Origin of the sequence: Chachezhania sediminis (genome assembly GCF_009765275.1) — a bacterium.
GTDB classification, from domain to species: Bacteria; Pseudomonadota; Alphaproteobacteria; order Rhodobacterales; family Rhodobacteraceae; genus Chachezhania; species Chachezhania sediminis.
In genome coordinates, this window is sequence record NZ_VOPH01000001.1 from 597,554 (window position 1) to 618,274 (window position 20,721).

Sequence of the window (20,721 nt, forward strand, 5' to 3'; positions counted from 1 at the left end):
TCACCCCACCGGCAGACGCTTCCGGACGATGGCCGCGTGGACCTGCGCGCCGTGCAGCAGGGCGGCGTCGTTGAAGTCGTATTCCGGGTTGTGCAGCGGGGCCGAGGTTTCGCCGTTGCCTATGAACAGGAAGCATCCGGGCACGTGGTCCAGGAAACGGGCAAAATCCTCGGACCCCGTCATGGGTTCCTCTGCCACCGCGACATTGGCAGAGACTTGGCCGGCCGCATCCAGAACCTCGGCTGCCAGGTCGGCATCGTTCATCAGCGGCACGAATTCGCGGGTATAGGTCACCTGCGCCTCTACTCCGTGCGCGGCTGCGATGCCGGACGCGATGCGGCGCATGTCCTCCTCTATCTTCGCGGATACCTCGGGCCGGAAGCTGCGCGCATCGCCCAGCACCCGGGCCAACCCGGGCAGCGCGTTCCGCGTGCCGTCGGTCAGCAGCTCGGTCACCGAGACGACCGCGATATCCCCGGGGCTGAGCCTGCGGGACACGATGGTCTGCAGTTCCACCACCAGCGCGCAGGCGGGGACCATCACTTCGCGCCCCCACTGGGGCCGCGCTGCGTGGCCGCCCTCCCCCTTCAGCACGATCTCGAAATTGTCTTCGGCCGACATGAAGGCGCCGGGCTTTGTTTCTGCATGGCCCACCGGCAGGCCGGGCATGTTGTGGATGCCGAAGGCCTCATCGAACGGGAAACGTTCCATCAGCCCGTCATCCAACATCGCCAGCGCGCCGCGGCCCCATTCCTCGGCCGGCTGGAACAGGAACCGCACCGTGCCGTCGAAATCGTCCTGTCCGGCCAGAAGCCGGGCTGCGCCCAGCAACATTGCCGTGTGACCGTCGTGACCGCAGGCATGCATCGTGCCCGGGGTCGTGGACGCCCAGTCGGATCTGGACCGTTCCGCGATCCGCAATGCGTCCATGTCGGCCCGCAGCGCGATGGCCCGGTTCGAGGTGCCCCGCGTCAGCGTGCCGACCACGCCGGTGCCGCCCACCCCCTCGACCACCTCCAGCCCGAAGCTGCGAAGTTTTTCGGCCACGAAGGCGGCGGTGCGTGTCTCCTCGAACCCGAATTCGGGGTGACGGTGCAGGTCGCGCCGCCATTCGGTCATGTCCTTGTGAAGTCGGGTCAGATCGGTCATGGCGGGCCTCCTTCATGGCTGTAGGCTGGCCCGATGGTGCGCGCGAACCGGGCGCGGCCGCAAGCGGATCAGGGCCCTGGGGTCAGAACCCATTCATCCCGTACATTCCGTCAGGATCCCCGCCACCGCCACGTTATCCGCCCAAAGCCCGTCCAGCGTGGCCGCGATGCTGACCCCCGGGTCCCCTGCCAGCCAGCTTTCAAAGGTGCGGTTGCCGATGTTGATCCCCCAGTCGGCCAGAACCGCGGCCAGCCGGGCGTTCCCGTCCGGCAGTCGCTGCACAAGACAGGCTGCCAGATCGCTGCGCAGGCCGGACAGGTGTTCGTCCAGCATCCAGCGGACCTTGCCACTGTCCCGCAGGATCACCCGCAGTTCACGAACGATGTGATCGTCGGCCGAAATCCGGTCCAGATGCGCGCGCAGGAACCGCCTGAGGTCCGTTGCCAGCGCATCTTTGCCGTTGACCAGGGCGTCCTTCGCGGCTTCCGTGAATTGCGGGGGAATCCCCAGCGCCGCAGCTTCCTTGTTGGCGTAGTAATTGAAGAAGGTCCGGACGCTGATCCCCGCCGCATCGGCGATCGCCTCGGTCGTGACGTTCTCGAACCCGCGGTCGCGCGCCAGGCGAAAGGTGGCGCTCTGTATGTCGCGGGCTGTCTCCAGCCGTCGGCGTTCCCTGAGGGAGAGAGCCATCTCTGCAAATCCTTGCATAGTGTGCAATTACTGCATAGGTAGAATCGTGACAGTCCTCCCGTCAATGGCAAACAGACATGCATGATCGAATGAAGGCCGCGCTGGCGGCCGTTGCAGTTGCGCTTGGGCTGTCCGGTCCGGTTGCGGCGCAGGGACAATCGGCCCCCCCAATGAAGGTCGGCGTGGTCGAGATGAAGCGCCAGCAGATACCGCGCGTCGTCAGCCTGCCCGGCCGTGCCGTGGCCTATCAGGAGGTCGATCTGCGCCCCAGGATCGGCGGCGTGATCCAGGAGATCCTCTATACCCCCGGACAGGATCTGAAGGTGGGCGATCCCCTGTTCCGCATCGACGATGCCGCCTACCGCGCGCAGGTGGCGGCCGACCAGGCCGAGGTGTCGACGGCCGAGGCCGAATTGCAGGTCGCCCAGTCGACCTATGAGAGGGTCGAACAACTGGCCGGACGCGGCTTCACCGTGGCCGAGGCAGAGGCCGCGACCGGCAAGCTGGCCGGAGCAAAGGCCGCGCTGGAAGGCGCGAAGGCAGCGCTGGAATTCTCCCAGACCCAGCTGTCCTGGACCACGATCACCAGTCCCATCGAAGGCAGTGCCGACGTGGCCACTGTTTCGGTGGGCGACCTTGTCACCGCCGGCCAGTCGGATGCGCTGACCACGATCACCCGGCTGGATCCGATCGACGTCGACATGCTGGAGGCAAGCGCGCGGATGCTGCAACTGCGCCAGCAGATCGAGGACGGGACGCTTTCGGTCAATGCCGAGCTGAACGCCAAGCTGACGCTTGAGAACGGCCAGATCTATCGCGGAGTGGGCCAGTTCGTGACGCCCGGCAACGCGGTTTCGACCTCGACGGGCACGTTGACGCTGCGCTTCCGCTTCGACAATCCCGACCGGCTGATCCTGCCGGGGATGTTCATGCGGGGCGACATCACGATGGGCACGATGAACGCCTACCTGGTCCCGCAACGCGCGGCGACGCGGAACAATGCCGGCAAGCTGGTGACCTATTTCGTGGGCCAGGACGGGATGGCACGGCAGGTGCTGCTGTCGGATATCGGCAGCTATCAGAACAACTGGATCGTGCTCGCGGATGTAGAAGACGGCGCACAGCTGATCGTCGACGGGCAGAAAAGCCTGCGCCCCGGCCTGCCCGTGACCCCGGTTCCGGTCCGGATCGGGCCTGACGGCCTGGTGCGCGACGCGGCCGAAGGCGGTCAGGACGCGGCCCAACCGGCAGGCGACTGATCCATGGCAACTTTCTTCATTCACCGCCCGGTCTTTGCCTGGGTGCTGGCCATCGTCGTCATGCTGGGCGGCACTTTCGGCCTGCTCAGCCTGCCGATCTCGCAATATCCCAACATCGCGCCCACGACGGTGCGGATCTCGGCCACCTATACCGGCGCCTCGGCGGCCACGGTCGAAAACTCTGTCACCTCGGTGATCGAGGACGGGATGACCGGGCTCGACGGCCTGATCTACATGACCTCGTCCTCGACCCAGGGCTCGTCCAGCGTGTCGCTGATCTTCGACGACAGCGTCGTGCCGGACATGGCGCAGGTGCAGGTCCAGAACCGGCTGCAGCTGGTGCAATCGGCACTGCCCACCTCGGTCACGCAGCGGGGTGTGCGGGTCAGCCGGTCGACATCGTCGATCCTGATGGTGGGTGCACTGGTGTCGACCGACGGCCGCTATACCTCGCTGGAGCTGGGCGACATCCTGTCGTCGACCTTCGAAGATCCGGTCCAGCGGACCGAGGGCGTGGGATCGATCAACATCTTCGGCACCGAATACGCGATGCGGATCTGGCTGCAGCCCGGACGGCTGTTCCAGTACCAGCTGACGGCGTCGGACATCACCCGCGCCGTCAGCCAGCAGAACACGAATGTCACGGTGGGATCGCTGGGCGCGCAGCCGGTGGTCGAAGGCCAGCAGATCACCGTGTCCCTGTCCGCCCAGTCTCAGCTGAAGTCGGTCGAGGATTTCCAGCGGATCCTGCTGAAGACCAAGGACGACGGCTCGGCCGTCTATCTTGCCGATGTCGCGACGATCGAACTGGGGGCACAGAACTATGGCCGGTCCTCGCGGTTCAACGGCCTGCAGGCCGCGGGCTTCGGCGTGAACCTGGCCACCGGGGCCAACGCGGTGGAAACCGCGGCACGGGTCCGGGCGGTGATCGCGACCCTGGAAAGGTCGCTTCCCGAAGGAGTCGTGGTCGAGTTTCCCTACGACACCTCTCCCTTTGTCGAGAAGTCGATCAATCAAGTCTATCACACCCTGATCGAGGCGGTGGTCCTGGTCTTCCTGGTCATCCTGCTGTTCCTGCAAAGCTGGCGGGCGACGATCATTCCGACCATCGCCGTGCCGGTCGTTCTTCTGGGCACCTTCGGGGTCTTGGCGGTGCTGGGCATGTCGATCAACACGCTGTCGATGTTCGCGCTGGTCCTGGCCATCGGCCTGCTGGTCGACGATGCCATCGTGGTCGTCGAAAACGTCGAACGCGTGATGGAAGAGGAAGGCCTGGACCCGGTCGCGGCGACGGAAAAGAGCATGGGCGAGATTTCGTCGGCGCTGATCGGGATCGTGCTGGTGCTGTCGGCGGTGTTCCTGCCCATGGCCTTCATGACCGGGTCGACCGGGGTCATCTATCGCCAGTTTTCGGTCACGATCATCACCGCAATGGTACTGTCCCTGTTCGTCGCGCTGATCCTGACGCCTGCGATGTGCGCCCAGTTGCTGCGGTCGTCCCATGGCAAACGGCCGATGGTGCCGCTGCGCTGGTTCAACGGCGGGCTGGACCGGCTGACCAACGGATACGGCGCGACTGTTAGGCGCTTTTCGGCGCGGCCCTTCCGGATGCTGATCGTCCTTCTGGCGGTGGGCTACGGCGCTTGGTGGATCTATGACCGGCTGCCGTCGTCTTTCCTTCCGACCGAGGACCAGGGCGTGCTGATGACGCTGATCACCCTGCCCGACCACGCCACCACGCAACAGACGACGCAGGCCGTCCGCAATATCGAATCCTACATGCTGAACCGGCAGGCGGACGCGGTCGACGGCATCTTCGGCGCCGTGGGCTTCAGCTTCGGCGGATCCGGCCAGAACCGGGCGATGATGTTCGTGCGGATGAAGGACTATGCGGACCGGGAAGGCATCGACGCGGGCGACGTGATGGCAGCCGCGAACCGCGCCTTCTATCAAAACCGCGACGGGCAGATATTCTTTCTGCAGCCCCCCGCGATCCCCGGCATGGGCACCTCTTCGGGGTTCACCATGTATCTGGTCGATCAGGCCGGCACTGGGCAGGAGGCGCTGAAAAACGCTGCGGACGAACTGATCGCCGCCGCGCGCGCCGATCCTGGCCTGACCAACATCCGCGGCAACGACGACACCCAGCGCCCGTCGCTGAAGCTGACCATCGATCAGCAGAAGGCCGGGGCCCTGGGCGTGTCCCTGTCCGACGTGAACGCGATGCTGGCCACGGTCTTTGCCGGGACCTACGTGAACGACTTTCCGCAGGGCAACAAGCTGCGCGAGGTGATCGTGCAGGGCGGCGCCCCGTGGCGGATGCAGCCCGAGGACATCGACGCCTGGTACATCCGCAACGATCAGGGCGAGATGGTGCCCCTGTCGGCGATTATGACCCGCAGCTGGGACACGATCACGCCCTCGCTGACCCGCTATGGCGGCACTCCCGCGATCGAGATTTCGGGCGCGGCGACCGCAGGCACCAGTTCGGGCGCCGCAATGGAGCGGATGGAGGAACTGACCGCCCGGCTGGATGGCGGCTACGGCGCCGCCTGGACGGGCCTCAGCTACCAGGAGCGGCTGTCGGGGAACCAGGAACCGCTTCTCTATTCGCTGTCGGCACTGATCGTGTTCCTGTGCCTGGCCGCGCTTTACGAAAGCTGGACGGTGCCCTTCGCGGTGATGTTGTCGGTGCCGGTGGGGATCCTGGGCGCACTGTTTGCGACCTGGTATTTCGGCCAGACCAACGACGTCTACTTCAAGGTGGGGCTTCTGACGACCATCGGCCTTGCGGCGCGCAACGCGATCCTGATCGTGGAATTCGCCGAAACCCTGCGCGAACAGGGCAAGGGGCTGATCGAGGCGACGGTGATGTCGTCGAAACAACGCCTGCGGCCGATCCTGATGACCTCGCTGGCCTTCGGCTTCGGCATCCTGCCGCTGGTTCTGGCCACCGGCGCCGGCGCCAATGCGCAGAGGTCGATCGGGACCGGCATGCTGGGCGGCATCGTCTTTTCGGCCGTGATCGGGATCGTGATGGTGCCGGTCTTCTATGTCGGCGTGCTGAAGGCAGTGGCCCTGGCACGCGGCCGCTGGAAGATGACGAAGCTGTGACCGGGCCCCGGGCCGGACCGCTTTCGCACTGAGCGACCCCCGGCTCGGTTCTGCGCCAGATCCCCGCACGGGCTGACCCCGCGGGTGGACTTGCCCCCCCTCGCCGCCTATCCTTTGCGGCAAGGAGTTCTTTTCATGCCCAAACGCTTAATCGCCACCGCCCTTCTGGCCGCCGCCGTCCTGACGGGGATGTCCGGCACCGCCTCGGCCAAGTCCATCCACAAGATGATCGTCGACACCGGCCTGACCGATGCCGACTTCCAGATCATGGGCGATGCCGGACGCACGCTGTATGTGGACAAGACCGCCAAGGTCGGGGCCGAGGCCATCTGGCAGAACCCGGAAACCGGGTCCCATGGCACGGTCGAGGTCCAGAAGATCGAAGGCAACTGCGTGATCCTTCAGCACCTTTACGTGTCGGGGCGGACGAAGAAACAGACCTCGACCTGGCTGAAACAGTGCAAGCAGCCGAACGGCAGCTGGGTCCTGACGCCCTGATCGGGGTGCGGATCGCCCCCGGCGGTCTGCGTCACCTGCACCGGCTCGGTCGCCAGTCGTCCCCCGTTCGGGTCCGGATCCCTTGCCGCGAACGGGCGATCTCCGGTTCCGTCGCCGTCGCTCCGAACGAACGGCCGCCGGACGGGCATTTCGCCCCAGACCGGACCTTAGGCGCGTTCCAAACAAGGGTCGGCTTGCGGCGAGGCTGTTTGAGAACTGTCAGTTCTGGGGTGTGTTCGTGGCTTGCAGCGTTTGTGCCGGCTTGAACACGCCCTTCTTGTTCAGGCCTTGAGCGCGGCCATCAAGCTTCGCGTGCCGACTATCGAGATCATCCGCTTGATGTTGTAGGCTAACCGACACCGACCCCAAGTTTGGAAGTCCACCCTCCTATCTGGTCGACAAGCTCAGGGGGACAGCCAGCGTTTCTAAGTCGGTCCCTGAGAGTGTGCCGGAGACAGTGACAGGTAAGATCGCCGTAACGGCTTGGGCTCTCGGGTCTGAACGAGCCTCCCCACATCCAAGGGCATCACCCGTTCAGCCGACCACACTTCATCCAGTTTTGCAGTCAGGCCGGAGCTGAGAATCGCCACCCGCTCAGGGTCCCTGCCAAGATTGCAGCGAACCACCTTCAGGCCAAAGGCATCAGCCACCCGATCCGGGACACGTCGATTGTAGTAGTAGGAACTTCCACGCTGCACTGTGTGTTGCAGTTTGTGTGCCATTTTCATCTCCAAGCTTCGCTTAACGCTCGGATACAAAACGGTTTTCCTGAGAAAACTGGTGCGGTCGAGAAGACTCGAACTTCCACGGGAGTTACCCCACAGCGACCTCAACGCTGCGCGTCTACCAATTCCGCCACGACCGCACGTCTAGGCTTGGTGGACGGGCGTATAGACGAAGGCGAAACCGATGTGAAGGCCGTGCGAACGAAAATCGACGCCGAGAGTTGATTTGTATCCCGGGGCCCGGCTCTGCTAGTGTCGGGCCCGATCCAGCCGACCCGGAAAGGCCGCCATGACCGACCCCGAACACACAGACCCTACGGCCGACGTGGTGCAGGTCGACATCGTTTCCGACGTTGTCTGCCCCTGGTGCATCATCGGATTCCTTCAATTGCAGCAAGGGCTTGCCCTGTCGGGCCTGGGCGCGCGGCTGCGCTGGCATCCGTTCCAGCTGAACCCGGGCATGGGCCCGGAAGGCCAGAACATCGCCGAACACGTGGCCGAGAAATACGGATCGACCCCGGAGCAGAGCAGAGCCGCGCGCGAGCGGCTGACAAGCCTGGGTGCGGGCCTGGGCTTTGCCATCAACTTCACGCCCGACTCGCGGATCTATAACACCTTCCGGGCGCATCAGCTTCTGGACTGGGCCGGCGGGCTGGGGCTGCAGCACCCGCTGAAGCTCGCGCTGTTCAAGGCCTATTTCACCGACCAGCGCGACGTATCCAGGGACGAGGTGCTGCTGGATGTTGCAGAATCGGTCGGGCTGGACCGGACCGCGGCGGCCGAGGTGCTGGACAGCGGATCGCACGCCGGGCGCGTCAAGGAGCGGTCGGAATTCTGGCTGGAAAACGGGATTTCCGGCGTGCCGGCCATGGTCTTCGACGGACGCTACCTTCTGACCGGCGCGCAGGATCCGCAGACCTATGCCGACGTGCTGCGCCGCTGCCGGGCGGATGCCGCATGACGAGCCCGGCCCTGCTGGCCGAGCCGTTCCTGTCGGGGATCGAATGGAAACGCTCCGACGGACTGGTCGACTATGACGCGGCGCTGGCCTTCATGGAGGCGCGCGCCAATGCCATCGCCGCGGGCGAGGCACCGGAATGCCTGTGGTTCCTGGAACACCCGCCGCTTTACACCGCCGGGACCAGCGCCAGGATCGCGGACCTGACAGACCCCGACCGCTTCCCGGTCTACCAGACCCGGCGGGGCGGGCAGTACACCTATCACGGGCCCGGGCAGCGGGTGGTCTATGTCATGCTGGACCTGACGAAGCGCGGCCGCGACGTGCGCCGTTTCGTCCAGATGCTGGAAGCCTGGGTCATCGCCGCGCTGGCCGAATTCAACGTGACGGGCGAAATCCGGGACGGCCGGGTCGGCGTCTGGGTCGCACGGCCGGAAAAGCCCCGGACAGTCAGCGGCCAGGTGGCCGAGGACAAGATCGCGGCGCTGGGGATCCGGCTGCGCAAATGGGTCAGCTTTCACGGCATCTCGATCAACGTGGACCCGGACCTGGACCATTTCGGCGGAATCGTGCCCTGCGGGATCAGCGAATTCGGCGTCACCAGCCTGGTCGACCTGGGCCTGCCGGTGACCATGGCGGATCTGGACGTGGCGCTGGAACGGACCTTTCCGCAGGTGTTCGGGGACTAGGCTTGGCAGTCCCGCCCGGCCAGGGCGATTTCAAATCGCCCTGAGATAGCCGTTCGGAAACGGCTTGCCGCGCCCACGCCTCAGCCGTGACCGATCAGCTGGGGCGCGTCACAGGCGTGATGTGCGCATTCCAGTTCCAGCGTGGAATGGTCGATCCCGAAGCCCGATTTCAGCACCTGCTTCACCTGCGCCTTGATGCCGTCGGCCTCGCCCCAGGCGCCTTCCTCCAGGATGACATGGGCCTGCAGCGCCGCCTCGTTCTCCTGCATCTGCCACAGGTGGACGTGGTGGACATCCGTCACCCCCGGCACCGCACGCATCGCATCGACCACCTGCCCGAAGTCCAGATCCCCCGGCGTGCCCAGCATCAGCACCCGGATCACGCCGCCGATTTCCGCCTGCACGTGCCACAGGATATAGGCCGAGATCATCAGCGTCACCGCCGGGTCGACCCAGGTCCAGCCGTAGAGGATGACCAGCGTCCCGGCCAGGATCACCGCGACAGACCCCAGCGCATCCGCCACGTTGTGCAGGAACGCCGCCCGGATGTTCATACTGTCCTTCGACATCGAATAAGTCAGCGCCGCCGTGATCAGGTCGATCACCAGCGCGATGCCCGCGACGATCACCATGATCCAGCCGGTCACCGGCTCCGGCTCGAAGAAGCGGATGACGCCTTCGTAGACCAGGTAGATGGCGACGATCACCAGCGTGACATAGTTGATCAGGGCGGCCACCACCTCGGCCCGGCCGTAGCCGAAGCTCATCCCCTCGTTGGCCGGACGGCGGGCGATCTTGCGGGCCAGGAAGGCGATGACCAGCGCCATCGCGTCCGACAGGTTATGCAGCGCATCCGCGATCAGCGACAGCGACCCGGACAGGATCCCGCCGACGATCTGCGCCACCGTCAGGGCCATGTTGACGACAACCGCGCCGACGATGCGGGCATCGCCTGCCGACGGATCGATATGATGGTGGTGGTGCCCGTGCCCATGCCCGTGATGGCCATGGCTGTGCCCGTGCGAATGTGCAGCATGATCGGGACCGGCATGACCATGCGACCCATGGCCACCGTGGTCGTGGCCTGCGTGATCGTGGGTCTTGTCTGCCATAAACAGCCTCCGCGGGCCGGTGCTGTGCCCGGCCCTGACTTGAAACCCCTCGCGCAGGCCAGGCTGCGCAACCAGTGCCGCCGGGGCGGCGGCCGTCAGGCCAGCGCCGCGCGGATCTTGTCGGCCTCGGCCGCCAGGTCGGCGTGATCGGCCATCTGCCCCGGCGGGCGGATCTTGTCGCCTTCACGCCGCGGCAGGATGTGGAAGTGCAGGTGATAGACCTCCTGCCCGCCGGCCGGTTCATTGAACTGCTGAAGCGTGATGCCATCGGCGCCATAGGCCGCCATCATCGCCTGGCTGACCTTCTGAACCGTGGCCATCACCGCGGCCAGCTGATCGGCGCTTGCGTCCAGCATGTTGCGGCAGGGGGTCTTGGGGATCACCAGGACATGCCCGTCGATGCGGGGCATGATGTCCATGAACACCAGCGTATCGTCGTCTTCATAGACCTTGTGGCAGGGAATCTCTCCCCCCAGGATCTTCGCGAAGATGTTGTCGGGGTCGTAACTCACGGCGGAAATCCTTGCCAAATCCGAAGCGTGTCCCTTCTGAACGGCGGCCCGAGTCGCGTCAACCCGCCCAGCCGGACCGACGCGTCCCCTGCCCCGATCCGCCGCAGGCGCGCTGCCCCCCCAGGCGCCGGAGGCGCGGGCCCCACGCGCCGCGGGCGCGCTGTCCCATGCGTCGCAGACGCCCTGCCGCGACGATGGCCGCGAAACGCCGGGGATCGACCCGGCCGGGACGGGCCGTCGCCGCCTTCGGGCAACCCCTCCGCGTCAATTTATCTGTCGCCGCGCCCAGATGCGCCATTGCCCGAGCCTGATCGACATTCTAAAACCTGCATAACATCCCCCGCTTTGGCGGAGGATTCAGGCATTCTATCAGGAGGGACCTAATGGCGGACGCAGCCATTCATGGCCACGAGCACGAGGACAACCGGAGTTTCTTCCAGCGTTGGTTCATGTCGACCAACCACAAGGACATCGGGATCCTCTATCTGTTCGTCGCCGGTGCAGTGGGCTTCATTTCGGTGTTGTTCACGATTTTCATGCGCCTCGAGCTCATGGTCCCCGGGGTCCAGCACATGTGCATGGAGGGCTTCCGGCTTTTCGGCAGTGCCGACACCTGCACCCCGAACGGACACCTCTGGAACGTTCTGATCACCGCCCACGGCATCCTGATGATGTTCTTCGTGGTGATTCCGGCGCTCTTCGGCGGCTTCGGCAACTACTTCATGCCGCTGCAGATCGGTGCGCCGGACATGGCGTTCCCGCGGATGAACAACCTGTCCTTCTGGCTGTACGTCGCCGGCACCTCGCTGGCGGTCTGCTCGCTCTTCGTGCCGGGCGAGGCCGGGGGACAAGCCGGTGCCGGGACAGGCTGGGTCCTTTATCCACCCTTGTCGACAAGCGGTGCCAAGGGCATGTCGATGGACTTCGCGATCTTCGCGGTGCACCTTTCGGGCGCCTCGTCGATCCTGGGCGCCATCAACATGATCACGACCTTCCTGAACATGCGCGCCCCGGGCATGACCCTGTTCAAGGTGCCGCTGTTCGCCTGGTCGATCTTCGTCACCTCGTGGCTGATCCTTCTGTCGCTGCCGGTTCTGGCTGGCGCCATCACCATGCTGCTGATGGACCGTAACTTCGGTTTCGCGTTCTTCGATCCGGCCGGTGGCGGTGACCCGGTGCTGTACCAGCACATCCTGTGGTTCTTCGGCCACCCGGAAGTGTACATCATCATCCTGCCGGGCTTCGGCATCATTTCCCACGTGATCGCGACCTTCGCGCGCAAGCCGATCTTCGGCTACCTGCCGATGGTCTGGGCGCTGATTGCCATCGGAGTGCTGGGCTTCGTCGTGTGGGCACACCACATGTACACGGTCGGCCTGTCGCTGCACCAGCAGGCCTACTTCATGCTGGCCACCATGGTCATCGCGGTTCCGACCGGCGTGAAGGTGTTCAGCTGGCTGGCGACGATGTGGAAGGGCTCGATCGAATTCCGGGTCCCGATGCTCTGGGCCTTCGGCTTCCTGTTCCTGTTCACCGTGGGCGGCGTGACGGGCGTCATCCTGTCCCAGGCCGGCATCGACCGCTACTATCACGACACCTACTTCGTGGTCGCGCACTTCCACTATGTGATGTCGCTGGGCGCCGTCTTCGCCATCTTTGCCGGGATCTACTTCTACATCGGCAAGATGTCGGGCCGTCAGTATCCCGAGACACTGGGCAAGATCCACTTCTGGATGATGTTCATCGGTTCGAACCTGACCTTCTTCCCGCAGCACTTCCTGGGCCGTCAGGGCATGCCGCGCCGCTATATCGACTATCCGGAGCCCTTCGCGCTGTGGAACTTCTGGTCGACCATCGGTGCGTTCATCTCCTTCGCCTCGTTCTGCCTGTTCATCTACATCGTGTACTACACCCTGACGAAGGGCGCGAAGGTGACCGAGAACAACTACTGGAACGAATACGCGGACACGCTGGAATGGACCCTGCCCTCCCCACCGCCGGAGCACACCTTCGAGCAGCTGCCGAAGCGGGAAGACTGGGACAAGGGTCACGCCCACTAAGGGCCGGACCAAAAGACCAGAACGACGAAAGGCGGGCCCGGGGGCCCGCCTTTTCCTTTTGGGGCATGCTGCTGCCCGTCAGTGCCCGTTCAAACGGCAGAAGGTTCCGGCGTTCACCTGGCCTGCGCAGTTCCCATTGCAGACGCCGGATGCGGTGATACATTCCGGCCATGCCATATGACTGGACCAAGACCGACAGCCCCGATGCGCAGGAGCTTCAGCTCTGGCCGCACCAGTCGATGACGCCCGGCGGTTTCGCCATTGTCATGGGGGCCACGCTGGGACTGATGTTCGTGCCGCTGCTGTCCATCGTCGGCACGGTCCTGATCTGGGGGATCCTGCCCTTCGCGCTGATCGCGATCTGGGGGCTGTGGTTCGGGCTCAGACGGTCGAACCGCAATGCCCAGGTGCTGGAGATCCTGACGCTGACGGATACCCATGTGCACCTGGTACGGCAGAACCCCAAGGGCGAACGGAAGGAATGGGACTGCAACCGCTATTGGGCCACGGCCGAGATGTATCCGTCCGGCGGGCCCGTCCCCCACTACGTCACCCTGCGCGGCGGCGGTCGCGAGGTCGAGATCGGCGCATTCCTGTCGGAGGACGAGCGCAAGGCGCTCTACGAAGACCTGAAACGCGTACTTCGTCCCATCGCAGCCTAGGCCGCACTGTCAGGCACCGTTCAATGAGCTGGAGCGGCTATCCAAGGGCCCCGCCCGGAACGGCGGTGCAGGCCGCAGGCCTGCGTCTGGGTGGGCGGGTGGGTGGGTGCGGATCCGGGCGCGGGGGCGCCGGACGGGCCTCGTCTATCTGTCGGTAATCAGGTCCTCCGCCGGCGGAACCGGCGGCAAAGGGACATCAGGCCTTGGCGCCACCGGCACACAGCCGGTCCTTCACCATCGGGCCGACCCGGGCGAAATCCATCTGGCCGGTATGGCGGGCCTTCAGCTCTGCCATCACCTTGCCCATGTCGCGAATCGAACAGGCGCCGCTGTCGGAAATCGCGGCGTCGACCGCATTGGCGGTTTCGTCGGGATCCATCTGGCGGGGCAGGAACTCGGCGATCACCTCGATCTCCTGGCGTTCCCGGTCTGCCAGGTCCAGCCGCCCGCCCTCTTCATAGGCACGCGCGCTTTCCTGGCGTTGCTTGGTCATGCGGCCCAGAATGGCCAGCACGTCGCGGTCGTCGCAGCACGCGTCGTCACCCGTTCCCCTCAGGGCGATGTCGCGATCCTTGATAGCCGCATTGATCAGCCGCAACGTCGACAGGCGCAGTTCCGCCTTGTCCTTCATTGCCTGCTTGAGGGCCGTGGTGACCCGAGTGCGTACAGTCATCAAATGCGCTTTCCGTCCTTGCCGGTTCAAACACCGAGAGATAGTCACTGACACCCCCTGGCGCAACAACGCTGGTTACTGCAACCGGCACCTTAACACAACGGCCCGCTGCGGGTGCAAAGAAAATGCTGCGCTGCGTCACGAGCCCCCTTTGCGCTTGACCTCATCGGCGCTGGACCCTAGTGCTCGGCCGATTTGCCCGCCCGCTGCCGTCCGCCACGGTTGCCCCAACCGACGAGGTCTGCCCGATGCCCGATCAGTCTGCCCCCCTCCTGCCCTCTGCCACCGCGATCAAGGCGCCGACCGCCTGTCTCGCCCTGACCGACGGAACCGTCTTTTATGGCCACGGCTTCGGCGCTACCGGCCAGACGGTGGCCGAACTGTGCTTCAACACCGCCATGACCGGCTATCAGGAGATCATGACCGATCCGTCCTATGCCGGGCAGGTCGTGACCTTCACCTTCCCCCATATCGGCAATACCGGCGTGAACCCGGAAGACGATGAAACCGCCGATCCGGTCGCCGCCGGAATGGTGGTCAAGTGGGATCCGACCACACCGTCCAACTGGCGCTCGGCCGAGGATCTGGGCACCTGGCTGGCCCGGCGCGGACGGATCGCCATCGGCGGCATCGACACGCGGCGGCTGACGCGCGCGATCCGCCAGCGGGGCGCGCCCCATGTGGCCCTGGCCCATAACCCGGACGGCAATTTCGACATCCCGGCCATGATGGCCGCGGCCCGGGCCTTTCCCGGCCTGACCGGGGCGGACCTGGCCAAGGACGTGACCTGCGCCCAGTCCTATCGCTGGGACGAGATGCGGTGGGCCTGGCCCGACGGCTATACCCGGCAGACCGCACCCGTGCACAAGGTCGTGGCCATCGACTATGGCGCCAAGCGCAACATCCTGCGCTGCCTCGCCACTGTCGGCTGCGACGTGACCGTCCTGCCCGCGACCGCCACGGCGGAAGAGGTGATGGCCCACGAGCCCGAAGGTCTGTTCCTGTCGAACGGCCCCGGCGATCCGGCCGCCACCGGCACCTATGCCGTGCCGATGATCAAGGAGATCCTGGACAAGACGGACCTGCCGATCTTCGGCATTTGCCTGGGTCACCAGATGCTGGGCATCGCGCTCGGCGCGCAGACGATCAAGATGAACCACGGCCATCACGGCGCCAACCACCCGGTGAAGGATCTGGAAACCGGCAAGGTTGAAATCACCTCGATGAACCACGGCTTTGCCATCGACAGCCAGTCGCTGCCGGCCGGCGTGATCGAAACCCACCGGTCGCTGTTCGACGGGTCGAATTGCGGCATCCGCATGACCGACCGACCGGTCTTCTCGGTCCAGTACCACCCCGAGGCCAGCCCGGGCCCGCAGGACAGTTTCTACCTGTTCGAACGCTTCGTCACCGCGATGAAGGCCCGCGCGGCCGCCACGGCATGACGCGCCCCATCGAAATGTCCGCATGACGGGGCCATCCGTTCCGTCCGGCGCATTTCGAACGAGGTTAACGTTGCGTTAACCACGCCTGGCCCAAGGTAACCGCCAAAACAGCGGTGCAGGGCCAGGTCATGACGGAAAAAGGCGCGCAGCGACGGGCCGGACCGGAACCGGTTCGCGTGCCCCGGGTTGCGCGCGGCAGCGGACTTGGACCCGGATTCCCGGGCGACATCGGCTGGGACCACGGGCTGGCCCCGCCCCGCCCGCCGCTGACCGCGCCGGACAAGCCGCTGGGCCGGCACCTGGTCGAATCCGGCGACCTGTCGCAATCCAGGCTGGTCGCGGCTCTTCACCTGCAACGGCGCCTGTCCGCCGCCCTGGGCGAAATTCTGGTGTCCGAGAACTGGACCACGCCGGAAGCTGTGCAGCGGGCTCTGTCGCACCAGTACGACCTGCCGCGGATCGACCTGAACCTGACGCCGCCGGACCCGGCGCTGGCGGGTCTGTGCCCCTATACGTTCTGGCTCCGCTTCGGCGCGATCCCCTGGCGCCGGCGCGAGGACGGGGTGCTTCTGGTCGCCCTTTCGCAGCCCGACCTGTTCCCCCGCCTGTCCGCCGCCCTGTCCGACCGGCTGCGCGGCTGCGCGCCCGTCCTGTCGCCCGCCCACCAGATCGAGGCCGCGACGCAGGAGATGTTCCAGGTCGACATGACCCTGGACGCCGCAGCCCGCGTGCCCGAGGCATTCAGCTGCCGCAGCTGGCAGGACGTGGCGATCTGGCGCCGGGCCGGATGGCTGGGCCTGCTGGCCCTTTTCGTGACGCTGGCGCCGCAGGCGGCCACCGTGGGTTTCGTCCACCTGTCGATGCTGGCGCTGGTCCTGTTTTCCGGCCTGCGGCTGACCGGGCTTCTGGGGCACCTGCTGGACCGTTCGCCCGGAACTGCCGGGCTGATCACGTCGCGCCCCTTGGCCCTGACCGAACGGTTGCCCCGGGTGTCGATGCTGGTCCCGCTCTACAAGGAAGCCGCGATTGCCGACACGTTGATCCGGCGGCTGTCGCGGCTGACTTATCCCAAGGCCCTGCTGGACGTGATCCTGGTGCTGGAGGAAGGCGACACCACCACGCGGCAGACCATCGCCGGCACAGACCTGCCCCCCTGGATGCGCCTGGTCGAGGTGCCGGGCCTGGGCAGCCTGCGCACCAAGCCGCGGGCGATGAACTATGCCCTGAACTTGTGCCGCGGCGACATCGTGGGCGTCTGGGATGCCGAGGATGCGCCCTCGCCCGACCAGATCGACCTGGTCGTTGCCCGTTTTGCCAAGGCGCCCGCCGACACGGTCTGCCTGCAGGGAATCCTGGATTTCTACAACCCGCGCAGCAACTGGATGGCCCGCTGTTTCACCATCGAATATGCCAGCTGGTTCCGGATCGTCCTGCCGGGCATCGCGCGGCTGGGGCTGGTCATCCCGCTGGGTGGCACGACCTTCTTCATCCGCCGCGCCGCACTGGAACGGCTGGGCGGCTGGGATGCCCACAACGTGACGGAAGACGCGGACCTTGGCGTCCGCATCGCCCGCGCAGGTTACCGGACCGAAATCCTGCACACCGTCACCTACGAGGAGGCGAACTGCCGTCTCTGGCCCTGGATCCGGCAGCGATCCCGCTGGCTGAAGGGCTTCATGGTGACCTACCTGGTCCACATGCGCGGGCCCATGCAGCTGTGGCGCGAGCTGGGCACGCTGAAGTTCCTGGGCTTCCAGGCCTTCTTTCTGGGCACCTGCGGGCAGTTCCTGCTGGCGCCCGCGCTCTGGTCCTGCTGGGCGATGGTGTTCGGCCTGTGGCATCCGCTGACAGATGTCCTGTCCCGTGGCACGGTCGTGACAGGCGTGGCCCTGACCCTGGGGGCCGAAGTGCTGACCATCACCGTCGGCATGATCGCGGCTCTCCACGCCAACCGGCGCGGGCTGATGGGCTGGGCGCCGACGATGTTCTTCTATTTCCCGCTGGCCACCGTCGCCGCCTACAAGGCGCTGCTGGAACTGTTCTGGCGCCCCTATTTCTGGGACAAGACCGCCCACGGCAAGGAAAAGGCCCAGATCGTTTTGGACTGAGGCAGGGCTTCGGACCCGGATCGGACGTCTGCCCGCCGCTTGCCTTCGCGTCAGCCGCCAGCGGCCTCCCGTCCCCACTGACGTCCCCGTGCAGGGCATGGGCCGCGATGTCCGGGTTTCTTCCGGCGGGCCCGGGCGAACCGCGCCGGCTCAGATCCCCGGGTCGCGCCCGCTTTCCCGCGTCTCTGCGTCCTGCCGCAGGCGGGTCATGAAGGCGATGGAGATATGGTCGCTCAGCGCCTTTTCGGCCGCGTCGCTGTCGCGGGCGGCGATGGCCTCGACGATGGCGTGGTGCTCTCCTTGCGCGATCTCTCCCCGTCCCCGCGCCGCCAGGGATGTCGTGGCCATCAGCGCCATGGTCCGGTGCACCAGGTCCAGTTGCTGGACAAGATAACGGTTATGGGACGCCAGGTGGATCTGCTTGTGGAAACGGCGGTTGGCGCGGGCCAGGGCGGCCGGGTCGTTGACCAACTGATCGTCAGCATCGACCATCAGGCGCAGGACGCGGATTTCTTCCTCGGTCGCGTGCTGGGCCGCCAGACGGGCCGCCAGCCCCTCCAGTTCCCGCCGGACGACGTAAAGTTCGGACATCTGGTTGTGGTCCAGTGCCGCCACGATCAGCGACCGGCCGTCGCGTTCCAGCAGGGACTGCGTTTCCAGCCTTTGCAGCGCCTCGCGGATTGGCGTGCGCGAGACGCCGAAACGGTCCGCCAGATCGCTTTCCACCAGACGGTCGCCCGGACGGAAAACGCCCACGTCGATCGCCTCCAGGATCAGGCCATAGGCATCGGTGGGGGACGGGCGCGGCGCGCGGGAAGAGGGCATCGTCAGGGCTCGGACCGGGACGCGCGACATGCGCAGGATCCGCAAAGGTCTACAGGTCCGCCCCCCACGGGGCAAGCGCCGCGGGCCCCAGTGATCGATTGCAGCTGCGACCGGCACCAACTACACGGGAACCATGGTCAAAACCGCTTTCTCGCATGTCACGCAATGGGTGTTCGATCTGGACAACACCCTTTATCCGCCCGAAGCCCGTCTGTTCGATCAGATGGAGGTCCGGATGACCCGCTATGTCATGGACGTGGCCGGGGTGGACTGGGCCGAGGCCGACCGCCTGCGGGGCCAGTACTGGCAGGCCCATGGCACCACGTTGGCCGGGCTGATGGCGGACCATGACATCGACACCGGGCACTATCTGACCCATGTCCACGACATCACTCTGGATCACCTGGTCCACGACATGGCGCTGGAAGCCGGGATCGCCGCCCTGCCCGGCCGCCGGATCGTGTTCACCAACGGCACGGCCGCCTATGCAGCCCGCGTGCTGGACGCCCGCGGCATCCGTCCCCTGTTCCACGCCATCTACGGGATCGAGGAGGCAGGCCTTGTCCCCAAGCCCGACCTGCGCGCCTACGAACGGATCTTTGCCCTGGACGGCATCGACCCTGAAAAGGCCGCGATGTTCGAGGATTCGCCGCGCAACCTGATCGCCCCGCACGAGTTGGGGATGCAGACGGTCCACGTGGCGCCGGAACCGGTCTTTGCCGATTACATCCACCATCATACCAACGATCTGGCGGCCTTTCTGCGGGCGCTGCACTAGGACGCCTGATTACACATCAAAGGCCCGCCCGGCTGCAGGCCGGCCGCCCCCACCGACTGAAACGGAAGGCCGCCGCCGCCCGTCCCGCCGCTCCTCCGACGTCCCGCCTGCATTGATCGTTGCAGCATGGTCGCACCCCGCGATGCACCCTGCCCTTTGCACCGGCGGCCAATCGGCGCTAGACAGCCTCACGGCGAAGGAGAAGGCCATGACCGAAAGCTGCGATGTCCTGATTGTCGGTGGCGGGATTGCCGGACTGGCGGCGGCGGCGGCCTTCGGACAGGCCGGGTTCCGGGTGATCTGCGTCGACCCCACCCCCCCCGTGACCAGCGCCGAGGCCACCGATGCCGACCGGCGCACCACCGCCTTCCTGCAGCCGGCCCGCGCGCTTCTGGATCGGATCGGCCTGTGGGACCGCCTTGCGCCCCATGCAAGCCCGCTTCAGATCATGCGCATCGTCGATGCCGGCGGCGAGGCCCCCGCCCCCCGCGTCGTCCGCGACTTCGACTCCCGCGATCTGTCGGATGCGCCCTTCGGGTGGAACCTGCCCAACTGGCTGCTGCGGCGCGAAATGTCGGCGCGGCTGGCGGATCTGCCCTCGGTCGACTTCCGCCCCGGCCGCGCGGCCCGGCGCCTGTTCACGCGCGAGGCCAACGCCATCGTCACCCTGGACGACGGCGCCCGGATCGACACGAAACTGGTCATCGCCGCCGACGGCCGCCGGTCGGCCATGCGGGCCGCAGCCGGCATCGGCGTCCGGACCTTCCGCTATGGCCAGAAAGCGCTGGCCTTTGCCGTCACCCATCCCGAACCCCACAACAACGTCTCGACCGAAATCCACCGCACGGGCGGCCCCTTCACGCTGGTGCCCCTGCCTGACCTCGACGGCAAGCCGTCCTCGGCCGTGGTCTGGATGGAACGTGGCCCCCGTGCGCTGGCGCTGATGGAGTTGGAGGCCGCGGCCTTCGAGGCCAGGATGACAGAACGCTCCTGCGGCCTGCTGGGCCCGCTGACGCTCGCCTCGCCCCGGTCGGTCTGGCCCATCATCAGCCAGATCGCCGACCGGCTGACCGATGAACGCCTTGTCCTGATGGCCGAGGCCGCCCATGTCGTGCCCCCGATCGGCGCGCAGGGTCTGAACATGTCGCTGGCGGACCTGGCCTGCCTGCTGGATCTGGCCGCGGCGCGGCCGGAAGGTCTGGGCGACCGGCAGATGCTGGACGCCTATGCCAAGGCCCGGCACGGCGATATCCGCCTGCGTGTCCAGGGGATCGACCTTCTGAACCGCGCCTCAATGGCGGCACCCGCCCTGATGCGGGATGCCCGCGCCGCCGGGATCGCGGCGCTTTATGCCGCGCCGCCCGTGCGTCAGCTGCTGATGGAAATGGGCCTGGGCCTGCGCCGCGCCGGCTGATCCGGCCCGCGCTGCCACACCGTCCCGAAACGCTTCCGACGACGCCGCGC

At 66.1% G+C, this 20,721-nt stretch carries 18 protein-coding genes and 1 tRNA gene; 11 read left to right on the top strand and 8 right to left on the bottom strand.

Features of this window, described 5'->3' with window-relative positions:
• Together FQK05_RS02810 and FQK05_RS02815 are read right to left on the bottom strand one after the other, a co-directional pair.
• On the bottom strand, window positions 1-1,149 hold the full coding sequence (locus FQK05_RS02810; RefSeq protein ID WP_158964353.1) for a M20 aminoacylase family protein: 1,149 nt from the start codon (window positions 1,147-1,149) through the stop codon (window positions 1-3).
• 93 nt (window positions 1,150-1,242) lie between these two features.
• On the bottom strand, window positions 1,243-1,839 hold the full coding sequence (locus FQK05_RS02815) for a TetR/AcrR family transcriptional regulator (RefSeq protein WP_158964354.1): 597 nt from the start codon (window positions 1,837-1,839) through the stop codon (window positions 1,243-1,245).
• 77 nt (window positions 1,840-1,916) lie between these two features.
• Here FQK05_RS02815 and FQK05_RS02820 point away from each other — a divergent pair, with 77 nt between their 5' ends.
• The 3 genes from FQK05_RS02820 (at window position 1,917) to FQK05_RS02830 (ending at window position 6,710) form a co-directional block, all read left to right on the top strand.
• Window positions 1,917-3,098, top strand: coding sequence for an efflux RND transporter periplasmic adaptor subunit (locus tag FQK05_RS02820; RefSeq protein WP_158964355.1), 1,182 nt, complete (start codon window positions 1,917-1,919; stop codon window positions 3,096-3,098).
• Between the two features lie 3 nt (window positions 3,099-3,101).
• Entirely contained in the window at window positions 3,102-6,212 is a 3,111-nt protein-coding gene (locus tag FQK05_RS02825) for an efflux RND transporter permease subunit (RefSeq protein ID WP_158964356.1), read from the top strand.
• A gap of 135 nt (window positions 6,213-6,347) precedes the next feature.
• Window positions 6,348-6,710 carry a hypothetical protein gene (locus tag FQK05_RS02830; protein WP_158964357.1) on the top strand — a complete coding sequence of 121 codons (363 nt, stop codon included), beginning with the start codon at window positions 6,348-6,350 and terminating at the stop codon, window positions 6,708-6,710.
• Between the two features lie 425 nt (window positions 6,711-7,135).
• Here FQK05_RS02830 and FQK05_RS26465 read toward each other — a convergent pair whose 3' ends face one another.
• Complete coding sequence (locus FQK05_RS26465; protein ID WP_407644481.1) at window positions 7,136-7,438, bottom strand: DUF6538 domain-containing protein; 303 nt, start codon at window positions 7,436-7,438, stop codon at window positions 7,136-7,138.
• 50 nt (window positions 7,439-7,488) lie between these two features.
• Window positions 7,489-7,575 (bottom strand) — tRNA-Leu (locus FQK05_RS02835).
• 149 nt (window positions 7,576-7,724) lie between these two features.
• Here FQK05_RS02835 and FQK05_RS02840 point away from each other — a divergent pair.
• Together FQK05_RS02840 and lipB are read left to right on the top strand one after the other, a co-directional pair.
• Window positions 7,725-8,396, top strand: a complete 672-nt coding sequence (locus tag FQK05_RS02840) for a DsbA family oxidoreductase (RefSeq protein WP_158964358.1) — start codon at window positions 7,725-7,727, stop codon at window positions 8,394-8,396.
• Complete coding sequence (gene lipB, locus FQK05_RS02845) at window positions 8,393-9,082, top strand: lipoyl(octanoyl) transferase LipB (protein ID WP_199252582.1); 690 nt, start codon at window positions 8,393-8,395, stop codon at window positions 9,080-9,082. Before FQK05_RS02840 ends, lipB begins: the two co-directional genes overlap by 4 nt.
• Before the next feature lie 80 nt (window positions 9,083-9,162).
• Here lipB and FQK05_RS02850 read toward each other — a convergent pair whose 3' ends face one another.
• Together FQK05_RS02850 and FQK05_RS02855 are read right to left on the bottom strand one after the other, a co-directional pair.
• On the bottom strand, window positions 9,163-10,194 hold the full coding sequence (locus FQK05_RS02850; protein WP_158964359.1) for a cation diffusion facilitator family transporter: 1,032 nt from the start codon (window positions 10,192-10,194) through the stop codon (window positions 9,163-9,165).
• 95 nt (window positions 10,195-10,289) lie between these two features.
• Entirely contained in the window at window positions 10,290-10,706 is a 417-nt protein-coding gene (locus FQK05_RS02855; protein ID WP_158964360.1) for an HIT family protein, read from the bottom strand.
• Window positions 10,707-11,089: 383 nt separating this feature from the next.
• On the opposite strand from FQK05_RS02855, the gene ctaD reads away from it, so the two are divergent.
• Together ctaD and FQK05_RS02865 are read left to right on the top strand one after the other, a co-directional pair.
• Entirely contained in the window at window positions 11,090-12,766 is a 1,677-nt protein-coding gene (ctaD, locus tag FQK05_RS02860; RefSeq protein WP_158964361.1) for a cytochrome c oxidase subunit I, read from the top strand.
• A 170-nt stretch (window positions 12,767-12,936) separates the two neighbouring features.
• Window positions 12,937-13,428 (top strand): DUF2244 domain-containing protein, encoded by a 492-nt coding sequence (locus FQK05_RS02865; protein WP_158964362.1) that lies wholly within the window; start codon window positions 12,937-12,939, stop codon window positions 13,426-13,428.
• Window positions 13,429-13,624: 196 nt separating this feature from the next.
• Here the strand turns inward: FQK05_RS02865 and FQK05_RS02870 are convergent, their stop codons facing one another.
• Complete coding sequence (locus tag FQK05_RS02870; RefSeq protein ID WP_158964363.1) at window positions 13,625-14,101, bottom strand: GatB/YqeY domain-containing protein; 477 nt, start codon at window positions 14,099-14,101, stop codon at window positions 13,625-13,627.
• A 248-nt stretch (window positions 14,102-14,349) separates the two neighbouring features.
• Between FQK05_RS02870 and carA the strand changes: the two genes are divergently transcribed.
• Entirely contained in the window at window positions 14,350-15,546 is a 1,197-nt protein-coding gene (gene carA / locus FQK05_RS02875) for a glutamine-hydrolyzing carbamoyl-phosphate synthase small subunit (RefSeq protein ID WP_158964364.1), read from the top strand.
• A gap of 128 nt (window positions 15,547-15,674) precedes the next feature.
• Window positions 15,675-17,654: a glycosyltransferase gene (locus tag FQK05_RS02880; RefSeq protein ID WP_158964365.1), complete on the top strand. Its 1,980-nt coding sequence runs from the start codon at window positions 15,675-15,677 to the stop codon at window positions 17,652-17,654.
• Window positions 17,655-17,804: 150 nt separating this feature from the next.
• Here FQK05_RS02880 and FQK05_RS02885 read toward each other — a convergent pair whose 3' ends face one another.
• Window positions 17,805-18,479, bottom strand: a complete 675-nt coding sequence (locus tag FQK05_RS02885) for a GntR family transcriptional regulator (protein ID WP_158964791.1) — start codon at window positions 18,477-18,479, stop codon at window positions 17,805-17,807.
• Between the two features lie 133 nt (window positions 18,480-18,612).
• Here FQK05_RS02885 and FQK05_RS02890 point away from each other — a divergent pair, with 133 nt between their 5' ends.
• Both FQK05_RS02890 and FQK05_RS02895 read left to right on the top strand, forming a co-directional pair.
• Window positions 18,613-19,257 carry a pyrimidine 5'-nucleotidase gene (locus FQK05_RS02890; RefSeq protein ID WP_158964366.1) on the top strand — a complete coding sequence of 215 codons (645 nt, stop codon included), beginning with the start codon at window positions 18,613-18,615 and terminating at the stop codon, window positions 19,255-19,257.
• 208 nt (window positions 19,258-19,465) lie between these two features.
• Entirely contained in the window at window positions 19,466-20,671 is a 1,206-nt protein-coding gene (locus FQK05_RS02895; protein WP_158964367.1) for a UbiH/UbiF family hydroxylase, read from the top strand.
• Window positions 20,672-20,721 lie beyond the last annotated feature (50 nt).

Coding starts and splice junctions, on each gene's coding strand:
- FQK05_RS02810 (WP_158964353.1), bottom strand. CDS start 1,149: ATGACCGATCTGACCCGACTTCACAAGGACATGACCGAATGGCGGCGC.
- FQK05_RS02815 (WP_158964354.1), bottom strand. CDS start 1,839: ATGGCTCTCTCCCTCAGGGAACGCCGACGGCTGGAGACAGCCCGCGAC.
- FQK05_RS02820 (WP_158964355.1), top strand. CDS start 1,917: ATGCATGATCGAATGAAGGCCGCGCTGGCGGCCGTTGCAGTTGCGCTT.
- FQK05_RS02825 (WP_158964356.1), top strand. CDS start 3,102: ATGGCAACTTTCTTCATTCACCGCCCGGTCTTTGCCTGGGTGCTGGCC.
- FQK05_RS02830 (WP_158964357.1), top strand. CDS start 6,348: ATGCCCAAACGCTTAATCGCCACCGCCCTTCTGGCCGCCGCCGTCCTG.
- FQK05_RS26465 (WP_407644481.1), bottom strand. CDS start 7,438: ATGAAAATGGCACACAAACTGCAACACACAGTGCAGCGTGGAAGTTCC.
- FQK05_RS02840 (WP_158964358.1), top strand. CDS start 7,725: ATGACCGACCCCGAACACACAGACCCTACGGCCGACGTGGTGCAGGTC.
- lipB (WP_199252582.1), top strand. CDS start 8,393: ATGACGAGCCCGGCCCTGCTGGCCGAGCCGTTCCTGTCGGGGATCGAA.
- FQK05_RS02850 (WP_158964359.1), bottom strand. CDS start 10,194: ATGGCAGACAAGACCCACGATCACGCAGGCCACGACCACGGTGGCCAT.
- ctaD (WP_158964361.1), top strand. CDS start 11,090: ATGGCGGACGCAGCCATTCATGGCCACGAGCACGAGGACAACCGGAGT.
- FQK05_RS02865 (WP_158964362.1), top strand. CDS start 12,937: ATGCCATATGACTGGACCAAGACCGACAGCCCCGATGCGCAGGAGCTT.
- FQK05_RS02870 (WP_158964363.1), bottom strand. CDS start 14,101: ATGACTGTACGCACTCGGGTCACCACGGCCCTCAAGCAGGCAATGAAG.
- carA (WP_158964364.1), top strand. CDS start 14,350: ATGCCCGATCAGTCTGCCCCCCTCCTGCCCTCTGCCACCGCGATCAAG.
- FQK05_RS02880 (WP_158964365.1), top strand. CDS start 15,675: ATGACGGAAAAAGGCGCGCAGCGACGGGCCGGACCGGAACCGGTTCGC.
- FQK05_RS02885 (WP_158964791.1), bottom strand. CDS start 18,479: ATGCCCTCTTCCCGCGCGCCGCGCCCGTCCCCCACCGATGCCTATGGC.
- FQK05_RS02890 (WP_158964366.1), top strand. CDS start 18,613: ATGGTCAAAACCGCTTTCTCGCATGTCACGCAATGGGTGTTCGATCTG.
- FQK05_RS02895 (WP_158964367.1), top strand. CDS start 19,466: ATGACCGAAAGCTGCGATGTCCTGATTGTCGGTGGCGGGATTGCCGGA.